Genomic DNA, 18,933 nt, shown 5'->3' with positions numbered 1-18,933 from the left:
CGTCAAACGGCCACCGGCGCTTTGATCGCCGGATGGGGGTCGTAGCCTTCCAGGGTGAAGTCTTCATAGCGGAAGGCGAAAATGTCCTTCACCGCCGGGTTGAGTCTCATGCGCGGGAGCGGCCGCGGCGTGCGCGACAACTGTTCCCGCGCCTGTTGTAGATGATTGAGGTAAAGATGGGCATCGCCCAGGGTGTGAATGAATTCGGCCGGCTCAAGGTCGCACACCTGGGCCACCATCATGGTGAGCAGGGCGTAGGAGGCGATGTTGAAAGGCACGCCGAGGAAAATGTCGGCACTGCGCTGGTAGAGCTGGCAGGACAAACTGCCCTCCGCCACGTAGAACTGGAACAGCACATGGCAGGGCGGCAGCTTCATTTTGGGCAGCTCGCCCACGTTCCAACTGGAGACGATGAGACGGCGCGAATCGGGATTGCTGCGAATTTCCCGGATCACCTCGCTGATCTGGTCGATGTGGCGGCCGTCTGCGGTGGGCCAGGAACGCCACTGATAGCCGTAGATGGGACCGAGGTCGCCGTTTTCGTCGGCCCATTCGTCCCAGATGGTGACGCCGTTGTCGTGCAGGTATTTGATGTTGGTGTCGCCACGCAGGAACCACAACAGCTCGTGGATGATGGAGCGCAGGTGGAGTTTCTTCGTCGTCAGGAGCGGAAAGCCCTGCCTCAGGTCGAAGCGCATCTGGTAGCCGAACACCGACAGCGTGCCCGTCCCGGTGCGGTCGCTTTTGCGATGGCCGTGTTCCAGGACATGACGCATGAGGTCGAGATACTGCTGCATGGCTGAAATTCCCTCGTTTCAGTCGCCGGGTGCGGCGGGGGCGGCCGCGACAGACAGCGATTCCAGGAAACGCTGCCCGGCCTCGGCCAGGGTGAAGCCAAAGGCGGCGGTGAAGGCGGCGGCGAAATCCTCCCGCGACTGCACCCGCAGCAGGAAATCGCGGAAGCCCGCCTCGCTGACGGATTTCAGGTACTCGAGAAACATCATCGCCTGCCGGTAGAAAAGATAGGGGGAAAGATTCCAGCTCTCGGCGCGGTGACGTTTCTCCGGGGTATCCAGCACCGCCGGGGAAAAGGCGCGGCCGGCAAGCCAGTTGGCACGGGCCTCCTCTTCGCTCGCATAATCGGCACCGCCCCCGCCGGAGGCATAGGCGGCCAGACCCTCGTGGAACCAGACGGGCACGGCCGGGCTGTAATGCCCCAGGCGCTGGCCCAGATGCAGGTGGGAAAGCTCATGGGCGAGGATCAGGGGCAGACGGTGTGCCTCCCGTCCAAAGAGACGCGGGGAGAGAAAGACCCGGTTGTCGGGGACGGTGGCACCACTCACGTTGGGAGTGCTCACCTGGCTGTCGAAGCAGGCGTCCGTCACGCAGACGTGCACGGTCACGGCTTCGGCGAAGGGGGAATAATGGGCCGCCTCCACCCGGCTCACCGCCTCCGGCAACAGCTCCGCCACGCGGCGGGCGTGGTGTTCCCCGCCCACCTCGAAGCGCACCCGCGGCTCCTCCGCCAGCATCTCGAAAGCGGGGGATGTGCGCACCGGCTGCAGGCTGCAGCCCACGTTCGCCACCGTGAGCAGAAGGAAAGCCGCAAGATGGCCGGGTCTCATCACGAGCCTGCCTCCAGCAGGCGCCACTTCCCCTCCACCAGTCCCTCGAGCGGCCGGAAGCGGATCTTGTAGGCCATTTTGTCACTCTCGGCGATCCAATAGCCGAGGTAGAGGTAGGGTAGCCCCCGCCGCCTGCATTCCGCGATCTGCCAGAGGATGTTGTAGGTGCCGAAGCTCGCGCGGGGTACGTCCGGGTCGAAGAAGGTATAGACGGCGGACAGGCCATCCTCCACTTCATCGATGATGCTCACCATGCGCAACAGGCCCGCTTCGCGGAACTCCACCAGCAGGGTGCTCACCCCGCTTTCCAGCAGAAACTGGTGGTATTGCTGGGCGTCGTCCTGGTCCATGCCACCGCCGGGATGGCGCCGGCTCTGATAGCGGCGGTAGAGGGCGAAATGTTCCTCCTCAAAGCGCAGCGGCCCGATGTGCACGGTGAGGCCACCATGGCGCGCCGCCGCCCGGCGCTGGGAGCGGTTGGGGGAAAAGGCCGCCGTCCGCACCCGCACCGGCACACAGGCCCGGCAACGGTCACAGAGGGGCCGATAGACATAAACCCCGCTGCGCCGGAAGCCGAGCTCAATCAGTCTGCTGTAGAGAGGCGTGGTGATGAGCTGGCTGGGGGTCGCCACCTGGGAGCGGGCCACGCGCCCGGGCAGATAGCTGCACGGGTAGGGCGAAGTGAGATAGAACTGCAGCCGGTGGGCGGGAAAGTCGTTCAGCATCGCATCATGCCGGGTGATCTTCGCATGTCCCCTGAAACCGCCAGGGGCCGGGGTGATGGGGCGATTCTATCAGCTTGCGCAAAAGCCGCACGAACTCCGCCCGCGGAATTTCCCGGGCGCCCAGGGAGGCGAGATGGGCGGTCTTCATCTGGCAGTCGATGAGGCCGAAGCCCAGACGCTTAAGCTGCTCCACCAGATGCACGAGGGCGATTTTGGAAGCATCGCGCACCCGATGGAACATGGATTCGCCGTAGAAGACGCCCCCCAGGGCCACGCCGTAGAGACCGCCGGCGAGTTCGCCCCCGATCCACGTTTCCACCGAATGGGCAAAGCCCAGCGCATGCAGGTGCGTGTAGGCTTCGATCATCTCCGCCGTGATCCACGTCCCCGACTGGCCGGGACGCGGCGCCGCACAGGCTTCCATGACGCGGCGAAAGGCGGTGTCGAAACGAATCTCGTAGGGCCGGTTGCGCAGCACCTTGCGCAGGGACCGCGTCACACGCAATTCATCCGGGAAGAGCACCATGCGCGGATCCGGACTCCACCAGAGGATGGGCTCGCCCTCGCTGTACCAGGGGAAGATCCCCTGCGCGTAGGCGGCCAGCAGCCGTTGCGGGCTGAGGTCGCCGCCTGCGGCAAGCAACCCGTTTGGGCGACGCAACGCCTGGGAGACCGGGGGGAAGGGCGTGTCGGAGTCGAGCCAGGGAATCACCCGCCCATTCTAGCCGCAGCCAAACCCGACTGCCTTACTCGGGCAAAATCGGTGCTATAGACAAAAAGGACTTGCGACCTTCCGCCGCATTTCCTAATATTACGAATAAAAGATGCGAATATCCCGTTAGTGGCGGTACGTGGAAATCCTCTATCTCCTCATTCCGCTCAGCCTGGTGCTGGTGTTGCTGGTGGGCCTCACCTTCGTCTGGGCGGTGCGCAGCGGCCAGTTCGACGACCTGGAAGGGCCGGCCTTTCGCGTGGTGATGGATGATGACACGCCCCCGGGGGCGGAGGCTGCCGAGCCAGGCGAGGTGACAGCCATCAGGCGGTAAGGGAGCCGCCTGATGGCTATGACCTTAACGAAAGGAGAGGTGCGCATGGAAACCACATACAACTACAAAGTGGTCCGGCAATTCGCCCTGATGACCGTGGTCTGGGGCATCGTCGGCATGCTGGTGGGCGTGTTCATCGCCGCCCAGCTGATCTGGCCGGACATGACCTACGGCATTCCCTGGCTCAGTTACGGCCGACTGCGACCGCTGCACACCAATGCGGTCATTTTCGCCTTCGGCGGCTCCGCCCTGTTCGCCACCTCCTATTACGTGGTGCAGCGCACCTGCCATGTCCGGCTGTTCTCGGACAAACTGGCGGCGTTCACCTTCTGGGGCTGGCAGCTCATCATCGTGCTCGCTGCCATCACCCTGCCCCTGGGTTACACGACGTCCAAGGAATACGCCGAGCTGGAGTGGCCGATCGACATTCTCATCGCCATCGTCTGGGTGGCCTACGCCATCGTCTTCTTCGGCACCATCGCCAAACGGCGCACTCCCCACATCTATGTGGCCAACTGGTTCTTCGGCGCCTTCATCATCACCATTGCCCTGCTGCACATCGTCAACAACATCGAGATTCCGGTGGGTCCGATGAAGTCCTACTCCGTCTATGCGGGGGTGCAAGACGCGATGATCCAGTGGTGGTATGGCCACAATGCGGTGGGCTTTTTCCTTACTGCCGGCTTCCTGGGCATGATGTATTACTTCGTGCCCAAGCAGGCGCAGCGGCCGGTGTACTCCTACCGCCTGTCGGTGGTGCACTTCTGGGCGCTCATCTTCACCTACATGTGGGCGGGTCCGCACCATCTGCATTACACCGCACTGCCGGACTGGGCGCAGTCGCTGGGGATGCTGTTCTCGCTCATCCTGCTGGCACCGTCTTGGGGTGGCATGATCAACGGCATCATGACCCTGTCCGGGGCCTGGCACAAGCTGCGCACGGACCCCATCCTCAAGTTCCTGATCACGTCGCTGTCCTTCTATGGCATGTCCACCTTCGAAGGGCCGATGATGTCCATCAAGACGGTGAATGCCCTCTCCCACTACACGGACTGGACCATCGGCCACGTGCACAGCGGTGCGCTGGGCTGGGTGGCGATGGTGTCCATCGGTTCCCTCTATTACCTGATTCCCCGGCTGTTCGGCCGCACCGAGATGTACAGCACGCGGCTGATCACGGTGCACTTCTGGGTGGCCACCATCGGGGTCGTGCTCTATATCGCCTCGATGTGGATCGCCGGCGTCATGCAGGGGCTGATGTGGCGTGACTTCAACGTGGATGGCACGCTGAAGTACAGCTTCGCCGAAGTGGTGAAGGCCATGTATCCCTACTACATGATCCGTCTGCTGGGTGGGGTGCTCTTCTTCGCCGGCATGCTCATCATGGCCTACAACGTGATCAAGACCATTGCCGGGCAGAAGGCCGTGGATGCGCCGATCCCCGCCCCGGCCCACGCCTGAGAAGGGAGAACGTTATGAGCACGACACACGAGATCATCGAGAAAAACATCGGCCTCATGATGTTGCTCATCCTGCTGGTGGTGAGCGTGGGCGGCCTGGTGGAGATCGTCCCCCTCTTCTTCCAGAGGTCCACCACCGAGCCGGTGGCAGGCCTCAAGCCCTATACGGCGCTGCAACTGGCGGGGCGCGACGTTTATCAGCGGGAGGGATGTTATGTCTGCCATTCGCAGATGATCCGCCCCTTCCGCGCCGAGACCGAGCGCTACGGCCATTATTCGGTGGCGGGGGAGTTCGTCTATGACCATCCCTTCCAGTGGGGTTCCAAACGCACCGGCCCGGATCTTGCGCGGGTGGGCGGGCGTTATTCGGACGACTGGCACCGGGCGCACTTGCGCATGCCCCGCGACGTGGTGCCGGAATCCAACATGCCCGCCTATCCCTGGCTGCAGAATGCCATGGTGGATGGGGATGCGATCGTCCGCCACATGAAAGGCCTGCGTCTGGTGGGCGTGCCCTATACCGACGCCGACATCGCCGGGGCCAAGGAAGCGGTGGCGGGCAAGACGGAGGAGGACGCGCTCATTGCCTACCTGCAGAGCCTGGGCACTGCACTCAAGGCCTCGAGGTGAGGGGAATCGCATGGACATCAACGATCTGCGCAGTCTGATGACCGTCCTTTCCCTGTTGACCTTCGTCGGCATCGTGCTGTGGGCTTACAGCAGCCGCCGGAAACAGGCCTTCGACGAAGCCGCACACCTGGTCTTCGACGAAGAGGACGAAGGGATGCAAGACCGCGCGGCATAACGCCGGTAATCAGCGAGGAGAATACAAATGGCAGACTTCGTGAGTGGTTTCTGGGGACCCTACATCGCCGTCATCACCCTGGCGAGCGTCATCGGGTGCGCCGTATTCCTGAAGATGATGAGCATCCGGCGGCTGGCGCCCGGCGAGAAGGCGGCCACCACCGGCCACACCTGGGACGAAGACCTGGCGGAATACAACAACCCGCTGCCCCGCTGGTGGGCGGGCCTGTTCTACCTGACGGTGATCTTCGCCCTGGGTTACCTGCTCTATTATCCCGGCCTCGGTGTTTTCCAGGGCCTGGGCAACTGGTCTTCCCAGGGGCAGTACGAGCAGGAGATGGCGCGGGCGGAGGCCACCTATGGCCCCATCTTCAACAAGTTTCTGCAGCAGGATCTCAAGGTCGTGGCCGCCGACCCGGAAGCCCGGCAGATGGGGCAGCGCCTGTTCCTGACCTACTGCTCCCAGTGCCATGGTTCTGATGCGCGCGGGGCACGGGGCTTCCCCAACCTCACCGACAACGACTGGCTCTACGGGGGTGAGCCGGAGACCATCAAGACCAGCATCACCGAGGGTCGCAATGGGATGATGCCACCCATGGTGGCAGCGGTGGGGGGCGAAGAAGGCGCGAGGGAAGTGGCCCACTATGTGCTTTCCCTCTCGGGGCGCCCCCATGATCCGCAGCTTGCCGCCCGCGGCAAGGAGAAGTTCGCCGTCTGTGCCGCCTGCCATGGGCCGGACGGCAAGGGCAACCAGGCCATCGGCGCCCCCAACCTGACCGACAACGTCTGGCTTTATGGGGGAAGCGAGGCCAGCATCATCGAGACCATCACCAAGGGACGCAACGGCCAGATGCCGGCCCAGAAGGGCAAGCTGTCGGAGGCCAAGATCCATCTGCTCGCCGCCTACGTGTACGGCCTGTCCCATCAGTGACCCCCTGAGGTAACATGAAGCCGTGGTGTCCCCGCACCGCGGCTTTTTTTGCGAAGGAAAAACCGTGACGCGCACCCCTGCCGATGCCAGCGCCAGACAGGACATGGAGCAGGCGCTCTATGCCGTTCGCCAAAAAATCTACCCGCGCGCCGTCACCGGCCTTTATGCCAACCTGCGCTGGGCGGCGGTCTTCCTCACCCAGGCGTTGTACTATGGGCTGCCCTGGCTGAGCTGGGACGGCCGCCAGGCCGTCCTCTTCGACCTCGTCAACCGCAAGTTCTACATCTTCGGCCTCGTGCTGTGGCCGCAGGATTTCATTTTCCTCACCGGGCTTTTGGTCATCGCCGCCCTTTCCCTCTTCCTCTTCACCGCGGTGGCGGGTCGCCTGTGGTGTGGCTATGCCTGTCCGCAGACCGTCTATACGGAGATTTTCCTCTGGCTTGAGCGGGTCATCGAGGGGGATCGTCCCAAGCGGATGAAACTCGACCAGGAGCCCATGTCGCCGCGGAAATTTGCCATCAAGTTCGCCAAGCACGCAGCCTGGATCGCCGTGGCCTTCTGGACCGGTTTCACCTTCGTTGGCTATTTCACGCCCATCAAGACGCTGGCCACGGAACTGGTCCATTTCAATCTGGGCCCCTGGGAAACCTTCTGGATCATCTTTTACGGCTTTGCCACCTATGGCAATGCCGGTTTCATGCGGGAACAGGTGTGCAAGTACATGTGCCCCTACGCCCGCTTCCAGGGGGTAATGTTCGACCCGGACACCCTCATCATCACCTACGATGCAACGCGGGGCGAACCTCGCGGGCCGCGCCGCAAGGGCGAGGACCCGCGCGCGAAAGGCCTGGGGGATTGCGTGGACTGCAGCATCTGTGTCCAGGTCTGTCCCACCGGCATCGACATCCGCAACGGGCTGCAATACGAATGCATCGGCTGTGGGGCCTGTATCGATGCCTGCAACCAGGTGATGGACAAGATGGGCTATCCCCGCGGCCTCATCCGTTACTCCACCGAGAACGTGATGAAGCACAAGTACAGCGACCGGGAAATCCTCCGCCATGTGCTGCGCCCGCGGGTGATCGTCTATGGGGTGATCCTCCTTGTTGCCGTCGGCCTGCTGGTGACGGCGCTGGCACTGCGCATCCCCCTGCAGTTCGACGTCATCCGGGACCGCAACGCCCTGGCGCGGGAGACGGCGGAAGGGCTGGTGGAGAACAGCTACCGCCTCAACGTCATCAACATGGATGACCGCGACCATACCTACCGCCTCACCGTGAGCGGCATCGAAGGCGCGCAGGTGGAGCTGGATGCGGTGCCCCTCACCGTGCCGGCGCTCTCTTCCCGGCTGGTGGCGGTGCGGGTGAAGGCGGACCCAGCTGCAGTACCCGGGCGCACGGTGCGGCTGGAATTCCGGTTGATGGACGAGCAGGACCCGCGGGTGCTGCGGGTGCAGAAATCAACCTTCTTTGCCCGCTGAGCCATGGAAGACAAAGAACTTCGGCCCTGGTACCGGGAATTCTGGCCATGGTTCCTCATGGCTCTGCCGGCCGCGGCGGTCGTGGGCGGCATCATTACCCTGCGCATTGCCGCCAACACCGACGACGGGGTGGTGGAGGACGATTATTACAGGCAGGGCCTGGCCATCAACCGGGTGCTGGCGCGGGGCGAGGCGGCGGCGGCCTTCGGCCTGCAGGGCGAACTGCACATCGATGGCGGCAGGGTGCGCCTCGAACTCACCGGCCAGCCCACGCAATGGCCCGAGCAGGTGGTGTTGCGCGTGCTGCACCCCACCCGCGCCGGCCACGATCAGACGCTTCTGCTTGCGCGGGAGGGGGCGGCCACCTATGAAGGGCGCGGCGCGGCCTTGGGCAACGGCAAGTGGAAACTGGTGCTGGAGGATGCGGCGCGCACCTGGCGCCTTTCCGGCGAGATCGAGCCGGGCGCCACCCGCGCACGGCTGCTGCCGCTACAATAGCTGACAAAGCCGCCGGGCATACGTCGGCGTGGGTCTGCTGCGGCGGGCGAAAAGAAGGGGGGACTGCCATGATGAAACGCCTGATGTGGATTCTGTGGCCATCGTTTCTGGTGGCCATCGCGATGGATGGGGTGTTGTTCTCCAGCTTCGATCCGCTGGAACTGAGCTACGCCGGCGAGCCCCTGTTCCAGAACCGGCTGGCCGCCTACACCATCGGCTTCTTCGTCTTCTGGCTGTTCGCCGCGGGCTCAAGTGCCCTCACCTGTTACCTGCAAAGCACCCTGCGTGAGCAACCGGGTTGCCCGCCCCCTGCCTCCTGAGGCGGCCTTCCCCTTTATTGCAACCCCCGTCCCATCGGGGCGCGGGCGGTCAGCGTACCAGGGGCTTGTAGCGGATGCGCTTGGGGCGCGCGCCTTCCTCGCCCAGGCGGCGCTTCTTGTCGGCCTCGTACTCGTGATAGTTGCCGTCGAAGAACACCCACTGGGAGTCGCCCTCACAGGCGAGGATGTGGGTGGCGATGCGGTCGAGGAACCAGCGATCGTGGGAGATCACCAGCACGCTGCCGGCAAATTCGAGCAGGGCTTCCTCCAGGGCGCGTAGCGTCTCCACATCCAGGTCGTTGGAGGGCTCGTCGAGGAGGAGGACGTTGCCGCCCGCCAGCAGGGTCTTCGCCAGGTGCAGCCGTCCCCGTTCGCCGCCGGAAAGATTGCCGACGATTTTCTGCTGATCCGCGCCCTTGAAGTTGAAGCGGCCGAGATAGGCCCGGGCGGGGATCTGGTGTTTGCCCACGGTGATGAGGTCTGCCCCGCCGGAGATGGCCTCGAACACCGTCTTCTCGTTTTCCAGGCCTTCCCGTGACTGATCGACGCTGGCGAGTTTCACCGTGGGACCGATGACGATCTCGCCGGCATCGGGTTTCTCCCGGCCAAGGATCATGCGGAAAAGGGTGGACTTGCCCGCGCCATTGGGACCGATGATGCCGACGATGGCACCCGGCGGCACGCGGAAGCTCAGGTTGTCGATGAGGAGCCGGTCCCCATAACCCTTGCTCACGTTGCGGAACTCGATCACCTGATCCCCCAGGCGGTCGGCGACGGGGATGAAGATTTCCTGGGTTTCGTTGCGCTTCTGGTATTCCACCGAGCTCAATTCCTCGAAGCGCGCCAGCCGCGCCTTGGACTTGGCCTGACGCGCCTTCGGGTTGGCGCGCACCCATTCGAGCTCCCGCTTCATCGCCTTCATGTGCGCGTCGATCTGTTTCTGCTCCTGTTCCAGGCGCGCCTCTTTCTGCTCCAGCCAGGAGGAATAATTGCCCTTCCAGGGGATGCCATGACCGCGGTCCAGCTCCAGAATCCATTCCGCCGCGTTGTCCAGGAAATAGCGGTCATGGGTGACCGCCACCACGGTGCCCGGAAAACGGGTGAGATATTGCTCCAGCCATTCCACGGACTCCGCGTCCAGGTGGTTGGTGGGTTCGTCCAGAAGCAGCATGTCCGGCCGGGAGAGCAGCAGCTTGCACAATGCCACCCGGCGCTTCTCGCCGCCGGACAGATGGGCGATGCGGGCTTCCCACGGCGGCAGGCGCAGGGCATCGGCAGCGATCTCGAGCTGGTTTTCGATGTCGGCTCCGGCGCTGGCGAGGATGGCTTCGTACTTCGCCTGCTCCTCGGCAAGCTTTTCGAAATCGGCGTCCGGCTCGGCGTAAGCCGCGTAGATCTCCTCCAGCTTCTGCCGGGCCTCCAGAACCGGCCCGAGCCCCGCCTCCACCTCCTCGCGCACCGTCTTGGCGGGGTCGAGCTGCGGCTCCTGGGGCAGGTAGCCGATGGAAATGCCGGGCTGCCATTGCACTTCGCCATCGTATTCCTTGTCCACGCCGGCCATGATGCGCAGCAGCGTGGACTTGCCGGCGCCATTCAGGCCCAACAGGCCGATCTTGGCGCCGGGGAAAAAGGACAGGGAAATGTCCTTGAGGATTTGCCGCTTCGGCGGCACGGTTTTGCTCACATGGAGCATGGACATCACGTATTGGGCCATGCCGGATCGTAACCTCGGTCAGCGTTGGAAGAGGGTAGGACTTCAGGCCCGCCATTTTAACCCGGCTGGCAACGGTCGGCGCGCGACAAGAAAAAGGGCCGCGAAGCGGCCCGAAAGGCGTGTTGCCGGTTATTATCGTTGCGTGGGGACTCAGTCGGCCTGTCTGGCTCGCTGCAGGGGGATGACAGACGTTCTGTTGGGTACAGGCAGGCAGTCCGCTTCAATCTCTTCCTGCGTTTCACTGCGGTCAAGGCGATGCAGGGTGATCACCAGGCCCACGGCTGCGAGCAGAAGGAAATACGGCCCGAACAACCAGAACACCAACGGGATGGCGATGAAGAAGGCGCGCATGCCGATCGCAAACATGTTGCCGGCGCGGTGAAGCCGGCGAGCCACGGCCTTCGGCGAGAAGTTGTGGTGGGCATCGTGTTCGGGAACGTTGATCATGAACAACACATGATTGGCCAGACGCACCGACATGGCGAAGGCGAAGAAGGCGACGATGAAGTCCACCAACAGAAGCATCACTTTGAAAATCCACAGGGCGCTGGAGGAGGAGCCGCCGATACTCAGCACGTGCCAGGTCCGGGAGATATTGTCGGCCTGGCCGGAGAGGGTCAGCGTACCGATGATGAGCAGCGCAGCCGTGGAAGCCATGAGGGAAGGGGCCATGATGAAATTGCGCAAAGACTGAACGGCCATGATGTCCTTGGCGGGATTGCGCATGACGTTCTCCACCCAGAGGCGGCGCGCCAGGGCATTGACACCATGGATGGTGTACGTGGGATTGGTGCGCACCCTGCGCTGGAGAAAGTAATAGTAGCCCGCCACCAGCAGGCAGCTGGCAACGAACGACAGTAGGTCGGCAGCGAATTCCTCAAGGTGACTCATTTGCTCTCGCGTGTTCCTTTCGAATCGTCCATGCCGGTGGAGGGAGGCGCTAGCGGGTTTGATCAAAGAGCGGGATGGGTGCCGCGGGCAGACGCTTTTTTCGCCCTGCGCCAGGCTGCTGCGAAGCGGACCGGCTCACCAAGGGCCCGGGCGGCGGAGTGTCGCGCAACAGGGTCAGAAATTCATTCATGTTGCCTGCATTGGCAAAAGCCAAGCAGGCGAGGAGTCGTTTGCCGGTAGACTGGTGGGGGTCCATGCCCTGCTCCGTTGAGAGTTTTCTCGGCCATGGCCATGCAGCTTGCGTGCCAGCCTCTCTAAACGCCTGTTTTAATTTGATTTTATCGCTAGCGCGGCGAAACGGGGTTCGACGCCGCACGTTGAACTGCGCAACGCGGGGCACGGAACCGAACCGCTAACCCTCGGGCAGCAAACTCAAAATCTCCTTATCTGGGTCTGTTGCAAAATGTGACGGCCTGTTGCATAGTGGGACACCTTGGTCGGGGATTGGGGCGGCAATGGGATTGGGCATCGAAGGTCTGCTGGGGCTGCGGCATTCCCTGCGGGGGAAGATCACCTTGGGCTACGCCGCGGTGGCAGCCATGATGGTGGTGGCAACACTCTTCTTTGTCGGCGAACTGCGCACGCTGGAGGCCCGGGTCGTGCTGGGTCAACGCGCCACCGACCTATTCGATACGGTGCTGGAGATCCGTCGTTTCGAGCGCAACTATTTTCTTTATCATGTGGCAAGCGATCGTCTGGAGGCCGCCCGTTACGTCCAGCTCGCACAGCATCTGCTGCGCAGCCACCGCGCCGAGTTCCTCGCCATCGCGCCGGCGGCGCGGATTGGTCAGCTGGATCTGCTGCTCGACCGCTATCAGCAACGCCTGTCGGCATTGGCGGCGGCCGATGCGGCGGGGGAAATGCGGGCCAATGAGCCGTCGCTAAGAGCGCTAGGCCAGGAGGTGGTGGCTATCGCCGAGGACATGGCCACCTCCGAGCGGCGTGAGGTCCAGGCTACCCTCGCATCCCTGCGTACCTTGCTCCTTGCCGTTATTGTTGCCGTGGCTTCGCTGATCGTGGTCATCGGCCGTGCGTTGTCACAGCGGGTGGTACGTCCCCTCAAGGAAATGGAGGCCAGTGTGGCGGCGATCGGCGCGCAGCGCCGGGAGTTCCTCTCGCCGCCGTCCAATGACCGGGAAATCCTCTCCATCATTTCCGCCTTCAATCACATGCTGAAGGAGCTGGATCTGCGGCAGAAGTCGCTCATGCGTTCCGAGCGGCTGGCCTCGCTCGGCACCATGCTCTCCGGCGTGGCCCACGAGCTGAACAACCCGTTGTCAAACATCTCCACCTCCTGTCAGATTCTGCAGGAGGAGTTGGGTGAGGCCGATCCGCAAACGCAGAAAGCATACCTCGAAGCGATCGACCAGCAGACCGAGCGGGCGCGCCACATCGTCCGTTCCCTGCTCGAGTTCTCGCGGGAGAAACAATTCCGCAAGGAACCCGTGCTGCTACGGCCACTGATCCAGCAGACCGTGGGCTTTGTGCGGGGCGAAGTGTCCGCGAAGTCGGTGGTCGGGTTGGATGTTCCTGAGGACCTGTACGTCCCGGCCGATGCGCAGCGTCTCCAGCAGGTGTTCGTGAATCTGATCCGCAATGCGCTGGACGGTCTGAGTACGGATGGGGAGATCCGCATCTCCGCGCGGCGGCTCCGGGTGGACGGGCCGCCGCAGGGTACCTCCCTCGGGATCGGCTGCGAAACGGAGGGCGAGGTCGTGGAGATCAGTGTCGCCGATAACGGTCCGGGAATCGCTCCTGACATCCTGCCCCACATTTTCGATCCCTTCTTCACCACCAAGGAGGTGGGCCACGGGATGGGACTGGGGCTTTTTGTGGTCTACCAGATCGTGGACGAACACGGCGGATGCATCGCCGTGCAAAGCACGCCGGGAGAGGGTGCAACCTTCCGCATCCGCCTGCCTGTGGCAGAAGTGGGAGATGCCTGATGCAAGCCCATTTGCTCATCGTCGATGACGAAGAGATCGCGCTGCGCAATCTGCAGCACGTGATGGAAAAGGAGGGCTACCGGGTCACGGCCTGTCAAAGTGGTGCCGAGGCGATGGACTGTCTGGAACGCATGCGCTTCGACGTCGTGCTCACCGACCTGCGTATGGAAGGTGCCGATGGCATGGATGTCCTCAAGCGGAGCCGGCAACTGCAACCGGATGCCGAGGTGATCTTCATCACCGGCTACGCGACGGCGGAATCTGCTGTGCAGGCGCTGAAGCATGGGGCCTTCTACTACCTGGCCAAACCGTTTCGCCTGGATGAAGTGCGCAAGGTCGTGGCCGAGGCGGTGGAAAAGGTCCGCCTGCGCCGCGAGAATCAACTGCTGCGGCGGGAAATTGCGCGCTATCGGGACGATGTGGGGATCGTCACCCAGGACCCGGCCATGCAGCGGCTCCTGGAGATCGCGCGACAGATTGCCCCGACGGACTGCAATGTGCTCATCACCGGCGCGAGCGGCACTGGTAAGGAACTGCTTGCCCGCTATGTCCATCAGTACAGCAACCGACGGGATGGCCCCTACACCGCCATCAACTGCGGCGCGTTCACGGAGGAGTTGTTGGCAAATGAATTGTTTGGACACGAAAAAGGCGCTTTCACCGGTGCCACAGCTCTGAAAAAGGGGCTCATCGAAGTCAGCACGGGCGGCACTCTCTTTCTTGACGAAGTGACGGAGATGACGCCGTCCATGCAGGTCAAGCTGCTGCGCGTGTTGCAGGAAAAAGAGGTGTTGCGCCTTGGCAGCACCCGTCCGGTGCCCTGTGATGTGCGGGTGTTGGCAGCCACCAATCGTGACGTGGAGGAGGCGGTCAGCAGTGGCCGTTTCCGGGAGGATCTCTATTTCCGCCTCAACGTGGTCAATCTGCACCTGCCTTCACTGGCGGAGCGCCGCGGCGACATCCCGCTGCTTGCGCACCATTTTCTCGCCAAGTATGCGCGGCGAATGAACAAGGCGGTAAGCCGGCTCTCGGCGGAAGTGATGGCGACGCTGATGGAATATGGTTTCCCCGGCAATGTGCGGGAATTGGAAAATCTGATCGAACGTGGCGTGGCCATGGCCACGGACGATACCATCGAGGTCATTCACCTGCCTGAGCATGTGCAGAAGCGAGCAGGCCGTGGACTCGTGCCACCGGGCAACCGTCTGCCCACGCTGGCGGAGCAGGAGCGCGCTTACATCCAGCGGGTGCTGAAGGAGGTGAACGGAAACCAGACCGCGGCGGCGCAGATTCTCGGCATCAACCGCGCTTCCCTCTGGCGCAAGCTCAAGGCATGGCAAAGCGAAGGCCGCGACGGCTGAGGCTGCTCGCCGTTGCCCCTTAAGCCTTGGCCTTCGTCGTCCGGCGCAGCCGCGCCAAAAGCCGCCGCGCCAGCTCGCCAAAGAGTTCGGTCTGCGTGGGGTGGGGGAAGATGGCCTCCGCCACCTGGGCAAGGGTCATGCCGCCGCTGACCATCATCACCGCCGCGCCGATCAGGGTGTCGGTGTGGTCGGCGAGAAAATGCACGCCGATGATCTTCTGCGTGGCCTTGTCCGCCACCAGCTTGATCATGCCGTGGGTCTCCAGGCTGATCATCGCTTTGGCATCGATGCTCAGGGGAATCTTGGCTTCCACCGCGTCGATGCCCTTCGCCTTCGCCTGCGCCAGGGACAGACCGACGAAGCCGGCCTGCGGCCGGGAGAAGGTCACAGCGCAGTCGAGGTCCGGATTGTAGCGGGCGGGATGTCCCGTAAGGTTGCGCGCCGCCACCCGGCCCTGGGTGGCTGCAGTGTGGGCCAGCATGTAGCCGCCGATGACATCCCCCACCGCGTAGATGTGGGGCTGACTGGTACGGCAGGCGGCATCGACCTTGATCGCGGCGCCATCGAGGGCGACCCCCGCCTTGTCCAGGGCGAGCCGCGAGGTGTCCGGGCGTTTGCCCGTGGCCATGAGCACGTAATCACAGGCGTACTCGTGGCGTGCGCCGCCGCCATCGGTGTACTCGATGCGCATGTTGCCGGGCTCACCGGAAATGGCGGTGATGGTTGCCGAGGTCACCACGGGGAATTCAGCCGTAAGGAGGGTGGTGAGCTGTTTTGCGATCTCCTCCTCCACTTCGGCGAGGATGCGATCCCGGGCTTCCAGCATCAGGATGTCGGCGCCGAAGTCCTTCCAGATCTGGGCCATTTCCACGCCGATCACGCCGCCGCCGATGATGCCGAGCCGGCGGATGGGGGCGGGCAGATTCCAGATGGTGTCGGAGGTGAGCACGCCACCGCTGGCCAGGCCCTCGCGTGCCCCGGGAATCGGCGGCACGAAGGGTGGAGCACCGGTGGCGATCACCGCCGCGCCGAAGGTGAGGCGGTAGGGTTCGCCCTCAACGGGGGTGATTTCCACGGTGTGGGCATCGACGAAGCGGGCGAAGCCCTGGCGCACGTCGATTTTCATGCCCTTGTCGGTCTTCAACGCCATCTCGCCGCGGCTTTGAAGGACCTGTTTGCGGTGCGCCTCCAGCGTTTCCCAGACGAGCCGCGGCCGATCGGTTCCCGCCACGCCCTTGGCCGCGTCATGGGCGCGGTCGCGGATGAGGTCGGCCGCATGGCGCCAGGCCTTGGACGGGATGCAGCCGCGCCACAGGCATTCACCGCCGGGCAGCGGGGCATCGTTGACCATCACCACCTGGATGCCATGATCGGCCAGATCGCGGGCGCAGTCCTCACCCCCCGGACCGCCGCCGATGACCAGCACCTGCGTATCCCACTTGCCTTCGGGAATGGGGGAGAGGGGCGGCGCGGAGACGGCGGCCCCTTCCATCCAGGTTTCCGGATGTTCGATGACGTTTTTCAGCTCTACCAGGTAGGCGGCCACGTCGGCGCCATTGAGCACCCGATGGTCGGCGGTGATGGTGAAGGGCGTGCCATTGGGGCTGGCGGCAGCGATGGCCAGGATGGCGGCGATGCCCGGGGTGGGGATCGCCGTGAAATGGGTGATGCCGAACATCCCCATGTTGGAGATGGTGAAGGTGGGATTGGCGAATTCCCGCGGCGCCAGCTTGCGGATGCGCGCCCGCGGCACGAGCTCGCTCCACGCCGCCTGCAGTTCCTTGAGACTGCGGCGTTCCACGCCGGCCAGAATGGGTACGACAAGCCCCCCGTCGTCGCTCTTCACGGCGATGCCGAAATCGTGGTGGCTGCGCTCCACTAGCTTGTCCACCGGCTGATAGGCCCAGTTCATCCGCGGGTGCTTCTGCATCGCCAGCGAGCAGGCTTTGGCGATGGCCACGGTCACCGACACCCCCTGCGCCTTGGCGGCCTGGGTGAGCCGGTTCATGTCGATGTTCATGGTGGCATGGAAGGTGGGCATGGTGAGGGAGGCCGTCATGGCATGGGCCACAGCCTTTTCCATGGAGGTCATCGGCCGGCCCTCGCCCGGCACGTCCACCTGCGGCAGACTGTGCGCCACCTCTTTCATGGAGGGGCGGGCGCGTTGCACGTCGAGGGCGACGACCACGCCTTCCGGGCCGCTGCCGGCGATGGTGGAAATGTCCACCCCCAGGGCGCCGGCCACCTTGCGCGCGTAGGGGGTAATTTTGCGACCGGGCACGCGGGGCACGGGTTTGGCCTCTGCACTCACGGAGGGGGTTGCGGTGAGCAGGGGTTTGGCCGGGGCGGGGGTGGCCGGCTTAGGCGGTGTGGGCGCCTTGTGGTGCACATCGGTGACCCGGTGGTCGGCGGTGATGGTGACCGCGGTGTCCACCACCTTGGCGGGATCACTGACGATGAAGCCCATGGGATGGCCCACCTCCACGGTGCTGCCCACGTCCGCCAGCGGCCCCGACAGAAAACCCTCCTGGAACACCTCCACGTCCATGATGGCCTTGTCGGTTTCCACCGTGGCCACGATGTCGCCGCGCTTGATGGGGTCGCCGATGTTCTTTTCCCAGCTCACCACCACGCCTTCGGTCATGGTATCGGATAGCTGCGGCATGACGATGGCGGTGCCGGCATGGTGCGGGATCATTTCCGAGGGCGCCTTTTCCGTGACCACCTCGTCGGACGGCACCGTCAGATCGCCCGGAGTATCCGTGATGTAACCGAGCACACCCCCGACGGGAACGGTGGAGCCCACTTCGGCCAGCGGGCCGGCGAGGTAACCCGCCTTGAACACCTCCACGTCCATGATGGCTTTGTCGGTTTCCACGGTGGCGACGATGTCACCCCGTTCGACGCGATCACCGGGTTTCTTTTCCCAGGTGACCACCACGCCCTCGGTCATGGTGTCCGAGAGCTGCGGCATGGTGATGACGTAATGGGAGGACATTGCGACCCCTCAGTTCTCAAGGTGAAGACGCAGGCTGGGCAAAGAAAACCGCGTTTTCCCTGCGATTCCTGCGTTCCCGCATTGGATCAGGATTTTCCGAACAGCTTAAGCACGGCGTTCACCACGTCCTCGTGGTCGGGGATGGCTGCCTTTTCCAGCCTGCGGTTGTAGGGCTGGGGGACGTTGGCGGAATGCACCCGCACCGGCGGGGCGTCGAGGTCGAAGAAACATTCCTCGTTGATGATGGCCATCACTTCCGCGCCCACGCCCACCGGGCCCTCGTCCTCCTCGGCGATCACTGCACGGTGTGTCTTGGTGACGGATCTGCGGATACCTTCCCGATCGAGGGGGGAGAGGGCGTAGAGGTCCACCACCTCCGCGCTGATGCCGTATTGCTTGTCCAGAATCTCCGCCGCTTTGAGACACCAGTGGACGGAGATGTTGTAGCCGAAGAGGGTGACATCGGTGCCGGCGCGGGCGATTTCCGAGCCTTCCAGGGGATGGAAGTACTCGTGGTCGGGCACATCCCCCTTCATGTTATACATGAGCTCGTGCTCGTTGATGAACACCGGATCGTCGCAGCGCACGGCCGATTTGAGCAGGCCATAGGCCTGACGGGGATTGGACGGGGTGACCACGCGGATGCCGGCCACCCCCATGAACACCTTTTCCATGCGCGCCGAATGCTGGGCACCGAGCTGATGGGCGCTGCCACCGGGAGCACGGATGACGATGGGTGCCGCGAGCTGGCCTCCGGACATGTAACGCACCTTGGCCGCGGTGTTGAAAATCTGGTCCATGGCCAGCCAGGCGAAGTTCACCGACATGATCTCGACGATGGGCCGCACGCCGATGAAGGAGGCGCCGATGGCCAGCCCGGTGAAACCGTTTTCCGAAATCGGGGTGTCGATCACCCGCAGCGGCCCGTATTTCTCGTAGAGTCCCTTGGTGGCCTTGTAGGTGCCGCCGGCCACGCCGATGTCCTCACCCAGGCAGATCACCATGGGATCGCGCGCCATTTCCTCATCGTGGGCGCGGCGGATCGCTTCCCAATACATCATTTCAGCCATGTTC

The 18,933-nt window shown here is 63.6% G+C and carries 18 protein-coding genes; 10 read left to right on the top strand and 8 right to left on the bottom strand.

Features of this window, described 5'->3' with window-relative positions; all coding sequences use genetic code 11:
- Nucleotides 1-2: 2 nt before the first annotated feature.
- From K6T56_03820 to aat, 4 genes are read right to left on the bottom strand one after another with little or no spacing between them, the layout of a single operon-like run.
- Nucleotides 3-797, bottom strand: coding sequence for a thymidylate synthase (locus tag K6T56_03820; GenBank protein MCL6555473.1), 795 nt, complete (start codon nucleotides 795-797; stop codon nucleotides 3-5).
- 18 nt (nucleotides 798-815) lie between these two features.
- On the bottom strand, nucleotides 816-1,625 hold the full coding sequence (locus tag K6T56_03815; GenBank protein ID MCL6555472.1) for a hypothetical protein: 810 nt from the start codon (nucleotides 1,623-1,625) through the stop codon (nucleotides 816-818).
- Nucleotides 1,625-2,350: an arginyltransferase gene (locus tag K6T56_03810; GenBank protein ID MCL6555471.1), complete on the bottom strand. Its 726-nt coding sequence runs from the start codon at nucleotides 2,348-2,350 to the stop codon at nucleotides 1,625-1,627. Before K6T56_03810 ends, K6T56_03815 begins: the two co-directional genes overlap by 1 nt.
- A gap of 4 nt (nucleotides 2,351-2,354) precedes the next feature.
- Nucleotides 2,355-3,062 carry a leucyl/phenylalanyl-tRNA--protein transferase gene (aat, locus tag K6T56_03805; GenBank protein MCL6555470.1) on the bottom strand — a complete coding sequence of 236 codons (708 nt, stop codon included), beginning with the start codon at nucleotides 3,060-3,062 and terminating at the stop codon, nucleotides 2,355-2,357.
- Between the two features lie 139 nt (nucleotides 3,063-3,201).
- Here aat and ccoS point away from each other — a divergent pair, with 139 nt between their 5' ends.
- The 8 genes from ccoS to K6T56_03765 all read left to right on the top strand — a co-directional run bounded on the left by ccoS (nucleotide 3,202) and on the right by K6T56_03765 (nucleotide 8,889).
- Nucleotides 3,202-3,396, top strand: a complete 195-nt coding sequence (gene ccoS, locus K6T56_03800; protein MCL6555469.1) for a cbb3-type cytochrome oxidase assembly protein CcoS — start codon at nucleotides 3,202-3,204, stop codon at nucleotides 3,394-3,396.
- A gap of 18 nt (nucleotides 3,397-3,414) precedes the next feature.
- Nucleotides 3,415-4,857, top strand: coding sequence for a cytochrome-c oxidase, cbb3-type subunit I (gene ccoN / locus K6T56_03795; protein MCL6555468.1), 1,443 nt, complete (start codon nucleotides 3,415-3,417; stop codon nucleotides 4,855-4,857).
- Between the two features lie 14 nt (nucleotides 4,858-4,871).
- Complete coding sequence (ccoO, locus tag K6T56_03790; GenBank protein MCL6555467.1) at nucleotides 4,872-5,486, top strand: cytochrome-c oxidase, cbb3-type subunit II; 615 nt, start codon at nucleotides 4,872-4,874, stop codon at nucleotides 5,484-5,486.
- A gap of 10 nt (nucleotides 5,487-5,496) precedes the next feature.
- The gene (locus K6T56_03785) at nucleotides 5,497-5,661 is read left to right on the top strand and encodes a cbb3-type cytochrome c oxidase subunit 3 (protein ID MCL6555466.1); all 165 of its coding nucleotides are present in this window, start codon (nucleotides 5,497-5,499) and stop codon (nucleotides 5,659-5,661) included.
- A gap of 27 nt (nucleotides 5,662-5,688) precedes the next feature.
- On the top strand, nucleotides 5,689-6,591 hold the full coding sequence (gene ccoP / locus K6T56_03780; protein MCL6555465.1) for a cytochrome-c oxidase, cbb3-type subunit III: 903 nt from the start codon (nucleotides 5,689-5,691) through the stop codon (nucleotides 6,589-6,591).
- 103 nt (nucleotides 6,592-6,694) lie between these two features.
- The gene (gene ccoG, locus K6T56_03775) at nucleotides 6,695-8,071 is read left to right on the top strand and encodes a cytochrome c oxidase accessory protein CcoG (GenBank protein ID MCL6555464.1); all 1,377 of its coding nucleotides are present in this window, start codon (nucleotides 6,695-6,697) and stop codon (nucleotides 8,069-8,071) included.
- Nucleotides 8,072-8,074: 3 nt separating this feature from the next.
- Complete coding sequence (locus K6T56_03770; GenBank protein ID MCL6555463.1) at nucleotides 8,075-8,569, top strand: FixH family protein; 495 nt, start codon at nucleotides 8,075-8,077, stop codon at nucleotides 8,567-8,569.
- Between the two features lie 68 nt (nucleotides 8,570-8,637).
- The gene (locus K6T56_03765; GenBank protein MCL6555462.1) at nucleotides 8,638-8,889 is read left to right on the top strand and encodes a hypothetical protein; all 252 of its coding nucleotides are present in this window, start codon (nucleotides 8,638-8,640) and stop codon (nucleotides 8,887-8,889) included.
- Nucleotides 8,890-8,938: 49 nt separating this feature from the next.
- On the opposite strand, the gene ettA is transcribed toward K6T56_03765, so the two are convergent.
- Nucleotides 8,939-10,603 (bottom strand): energy-dependent translational throttle protein EttA, encoded by a 1,665-nt coding sequence (gene ettA / locus K6T56_03760; protein MCL6555461.1) that lies wholly within the window; start codon nucleotides 10,601-10,603, stop codon nucleotides 8,939-8,941.
- 150 nt (nucleotides 10,604-10,753) lie between these two features.
- Nucleotides 10,754-11,494, bottom strand: a complete 741-nt coding sequence (locus tag K6T56_03755) for a DUF599 domain-containing protein (protein ID MCL6555460.1) — start codon at nucleotides 11,492-11,494, stop codon at nucleotides 10,754-10,756.
- A 515-nt stretch (nucleotides 11,495-12,009) separates the two neighbouring features.
- Between K6T56_03755 and K6T56_03750 the strand changes: the two genes are divergently transcribed.
- The gene (locus K6T56_03750; protein ID MCL6555459.1) at nucleotides 12,010-13,500 is read left to right on the top strand and encodes a HAMP domain-containing protein; all 1,491 of its coding nucleotides are present in this window, start codon (nucleotides 12,010-12,012) and stop codon (nucleotides 13,498-13,500) included.
- Nucleotides 13,500-14,861 (top strand): sigma-54 dependent transcriptional regulator, encoded by a 1,362-nt coding sequence (locus K6T56_03745; GenBank protein MCL6555458.1) that lies wholly within the window; start codon nucleotides 13,500-13,502, stop codon nucleotides 14,859-14,861. The genes K6T56_03750 and K6T56_03745 overlap by 1 nt, the downstream gene beginning before the upstream one ends.
- 19 nt (nucleotides 14,862-14,880) lie before the next feature.
- Here the strand turns inward: K6T56_03745 and K6T56_03740 are convergent, their stop codons facing one another.
- Together K6T56_03740 and K6T56_03735 are read right to left on the bottom strand one after the other, a co-directional pair.
- Nucleotides 14,881-17,859 (bottom strand): FAD-dependent oxidoreductase, encoded by a 2,979-nt coding sequence (locus K6T56_03740; protein ID MCL6555457.1) that lies wholly within the window; start codon nucleotides 17,857-17,859, stop codon nucleotides 14,881-14,883.
- 86 nt (nucleotides 17,860-17,945) lie between these two features.
- Nucleotides 17,946-18,929 carry an alpha-ketoacid dehydrogenase subunit beta gene (locus K6T56_03735; protein ID MCL6555456.1) on the bottom strand — a complete coding sequence of 328 codons (984 nt, stop codon included), beginning with the start codon at nucleotides 18,927-18,929 and terminating at the stop codon, nucleotides 17,946-17,948.
- Between the last annotated feature and the right edge of the window lie 4 nt (nucleotides 18,930-18,933).

This window comes from Burkholderiales bacterium (genome assembly GCA_023511995.1).
In the GTDB taxonomy this organism is placed as follows: domain Bacteria; phylum Pseudomonadota; class Gammaproteobacteria; order Burkholderiales; family Thiobacteraceae; genus Thiobacter.
This window is presented reverse-complemented; position numbering and strand designations above follow the sequence as displayed.

Excerpts from the sequence above, each read along its gene's own strand:
- K6T56_03745 (MCL6555458.1), top strand. The coding sequence starts at position 13,500 with ATGCAAGCCCATTTGCTCATCGTCGATGACGAAGAGATCGCGCTGCGC.
- K6T56_03765 (MCL6555462.1), top strand. The coding sequence starts at position 8,638 with ATGATGAAACGCCTGATGTGGATTCTGTGGCCATCGTTTCTGGTGGCC.
- K6T56_03815 (MCL6555472.1), bottom strand. The coding sequence starts at position 1,625 with ATGAGACCCGGCCATCTTGCGGCTTTCCTTCTGCTCACGGTGGCGAAC.
- ccoN (MCL6555468.1), top strand. The coding sequence starts at position 3,415 with ATGACCTTAACGAAAGGAGAGGTGCGCATGGAAACCACATACAACTAC.
- K6T56_03770 (MCL6555463.1), top strand. The coding sequence starts at position 8,075 with ATGGAAGACAAAGAACTTCGGCCCTGGTACCGGGAATTCTGGCCATGG.
- K6T56_03820 (MCL6555473.1), bottom strand. The coding sequence starts at position 797 with ATGCAGCAGTATCTCGACCTCATGCGTCATGTCCTGGAACACGGCCAT.
- K6T56_03785 (MCL6555466.1), top strand. The coding sequence starts at position 5,497 with ATGGACATCAACGATCTGCGCAGTCTGATGACCGTCCTTTCCCTGTTG.
- ccoG (MCL6555464.1), top strand. The coding sequence starts at position 6,695 with ATGGAGCAGGCGCTCTATGCCGTTCGCCAAAAAATCTACCCGCGCGCC.
- K6T56_03810 (MCL6555471.1), bottom strand. The coding sequence starts at position 2,350 with ATGCTGAACGACTTTCCCGCCCACCGGCTGCAGTTCTATCTCACTTCG.
- K6T56_03750 (MCL6555459.1), top strand. The coding sequence starts at position 12,010 with ATGGGATTGGGCATCGAAGGTCTGCTGGGGCTGCGGCATTCCCTGCGG.
- ettA (MCL6555461.1), bottom strand. The coding sequence starts at position 10,603 with ATGGCCCAATACGTGATGTCCATGCTCCATGTGAGCAAAACCGTGCCG.
- K6T56_03755 (MCL6555460.1), bottom strand. The coding sequence starts at position 11,494 with ATGAGTCACCTTGAGGAATTCGCTGCCGACCTACTGTCGTTCGTTGCC.
- ccoO (MCL6555467.1), top strand. The coding sequence starts at position 4,872 with ATGAGCACGACACACGAGATCATCGAGAAAAACATCGGCCTCATGATG.
- ccoP (MCL6555465.1), top strand. The coding sequence starts at position 5,689 with ATGGCAGACTTCGTGAGTGGTTTCTGGGGACCCTACATCGCCGTCATC.
- K6T56_03735 (MCL6555456.1), bottom strand. The coding sequence starts at position 18,929 with ATGGCTGAAATGATGTATTGGGAAGCGATCCGCCGCGCCCACGATGAG.
- K6T56_03740 (MCL6555457.1), bottom strand. The coding sequence starts at position 17,859 with ATGTCCTCCCATTACGTCATCACCATGCCGCAGCTCTCGGACACCATG.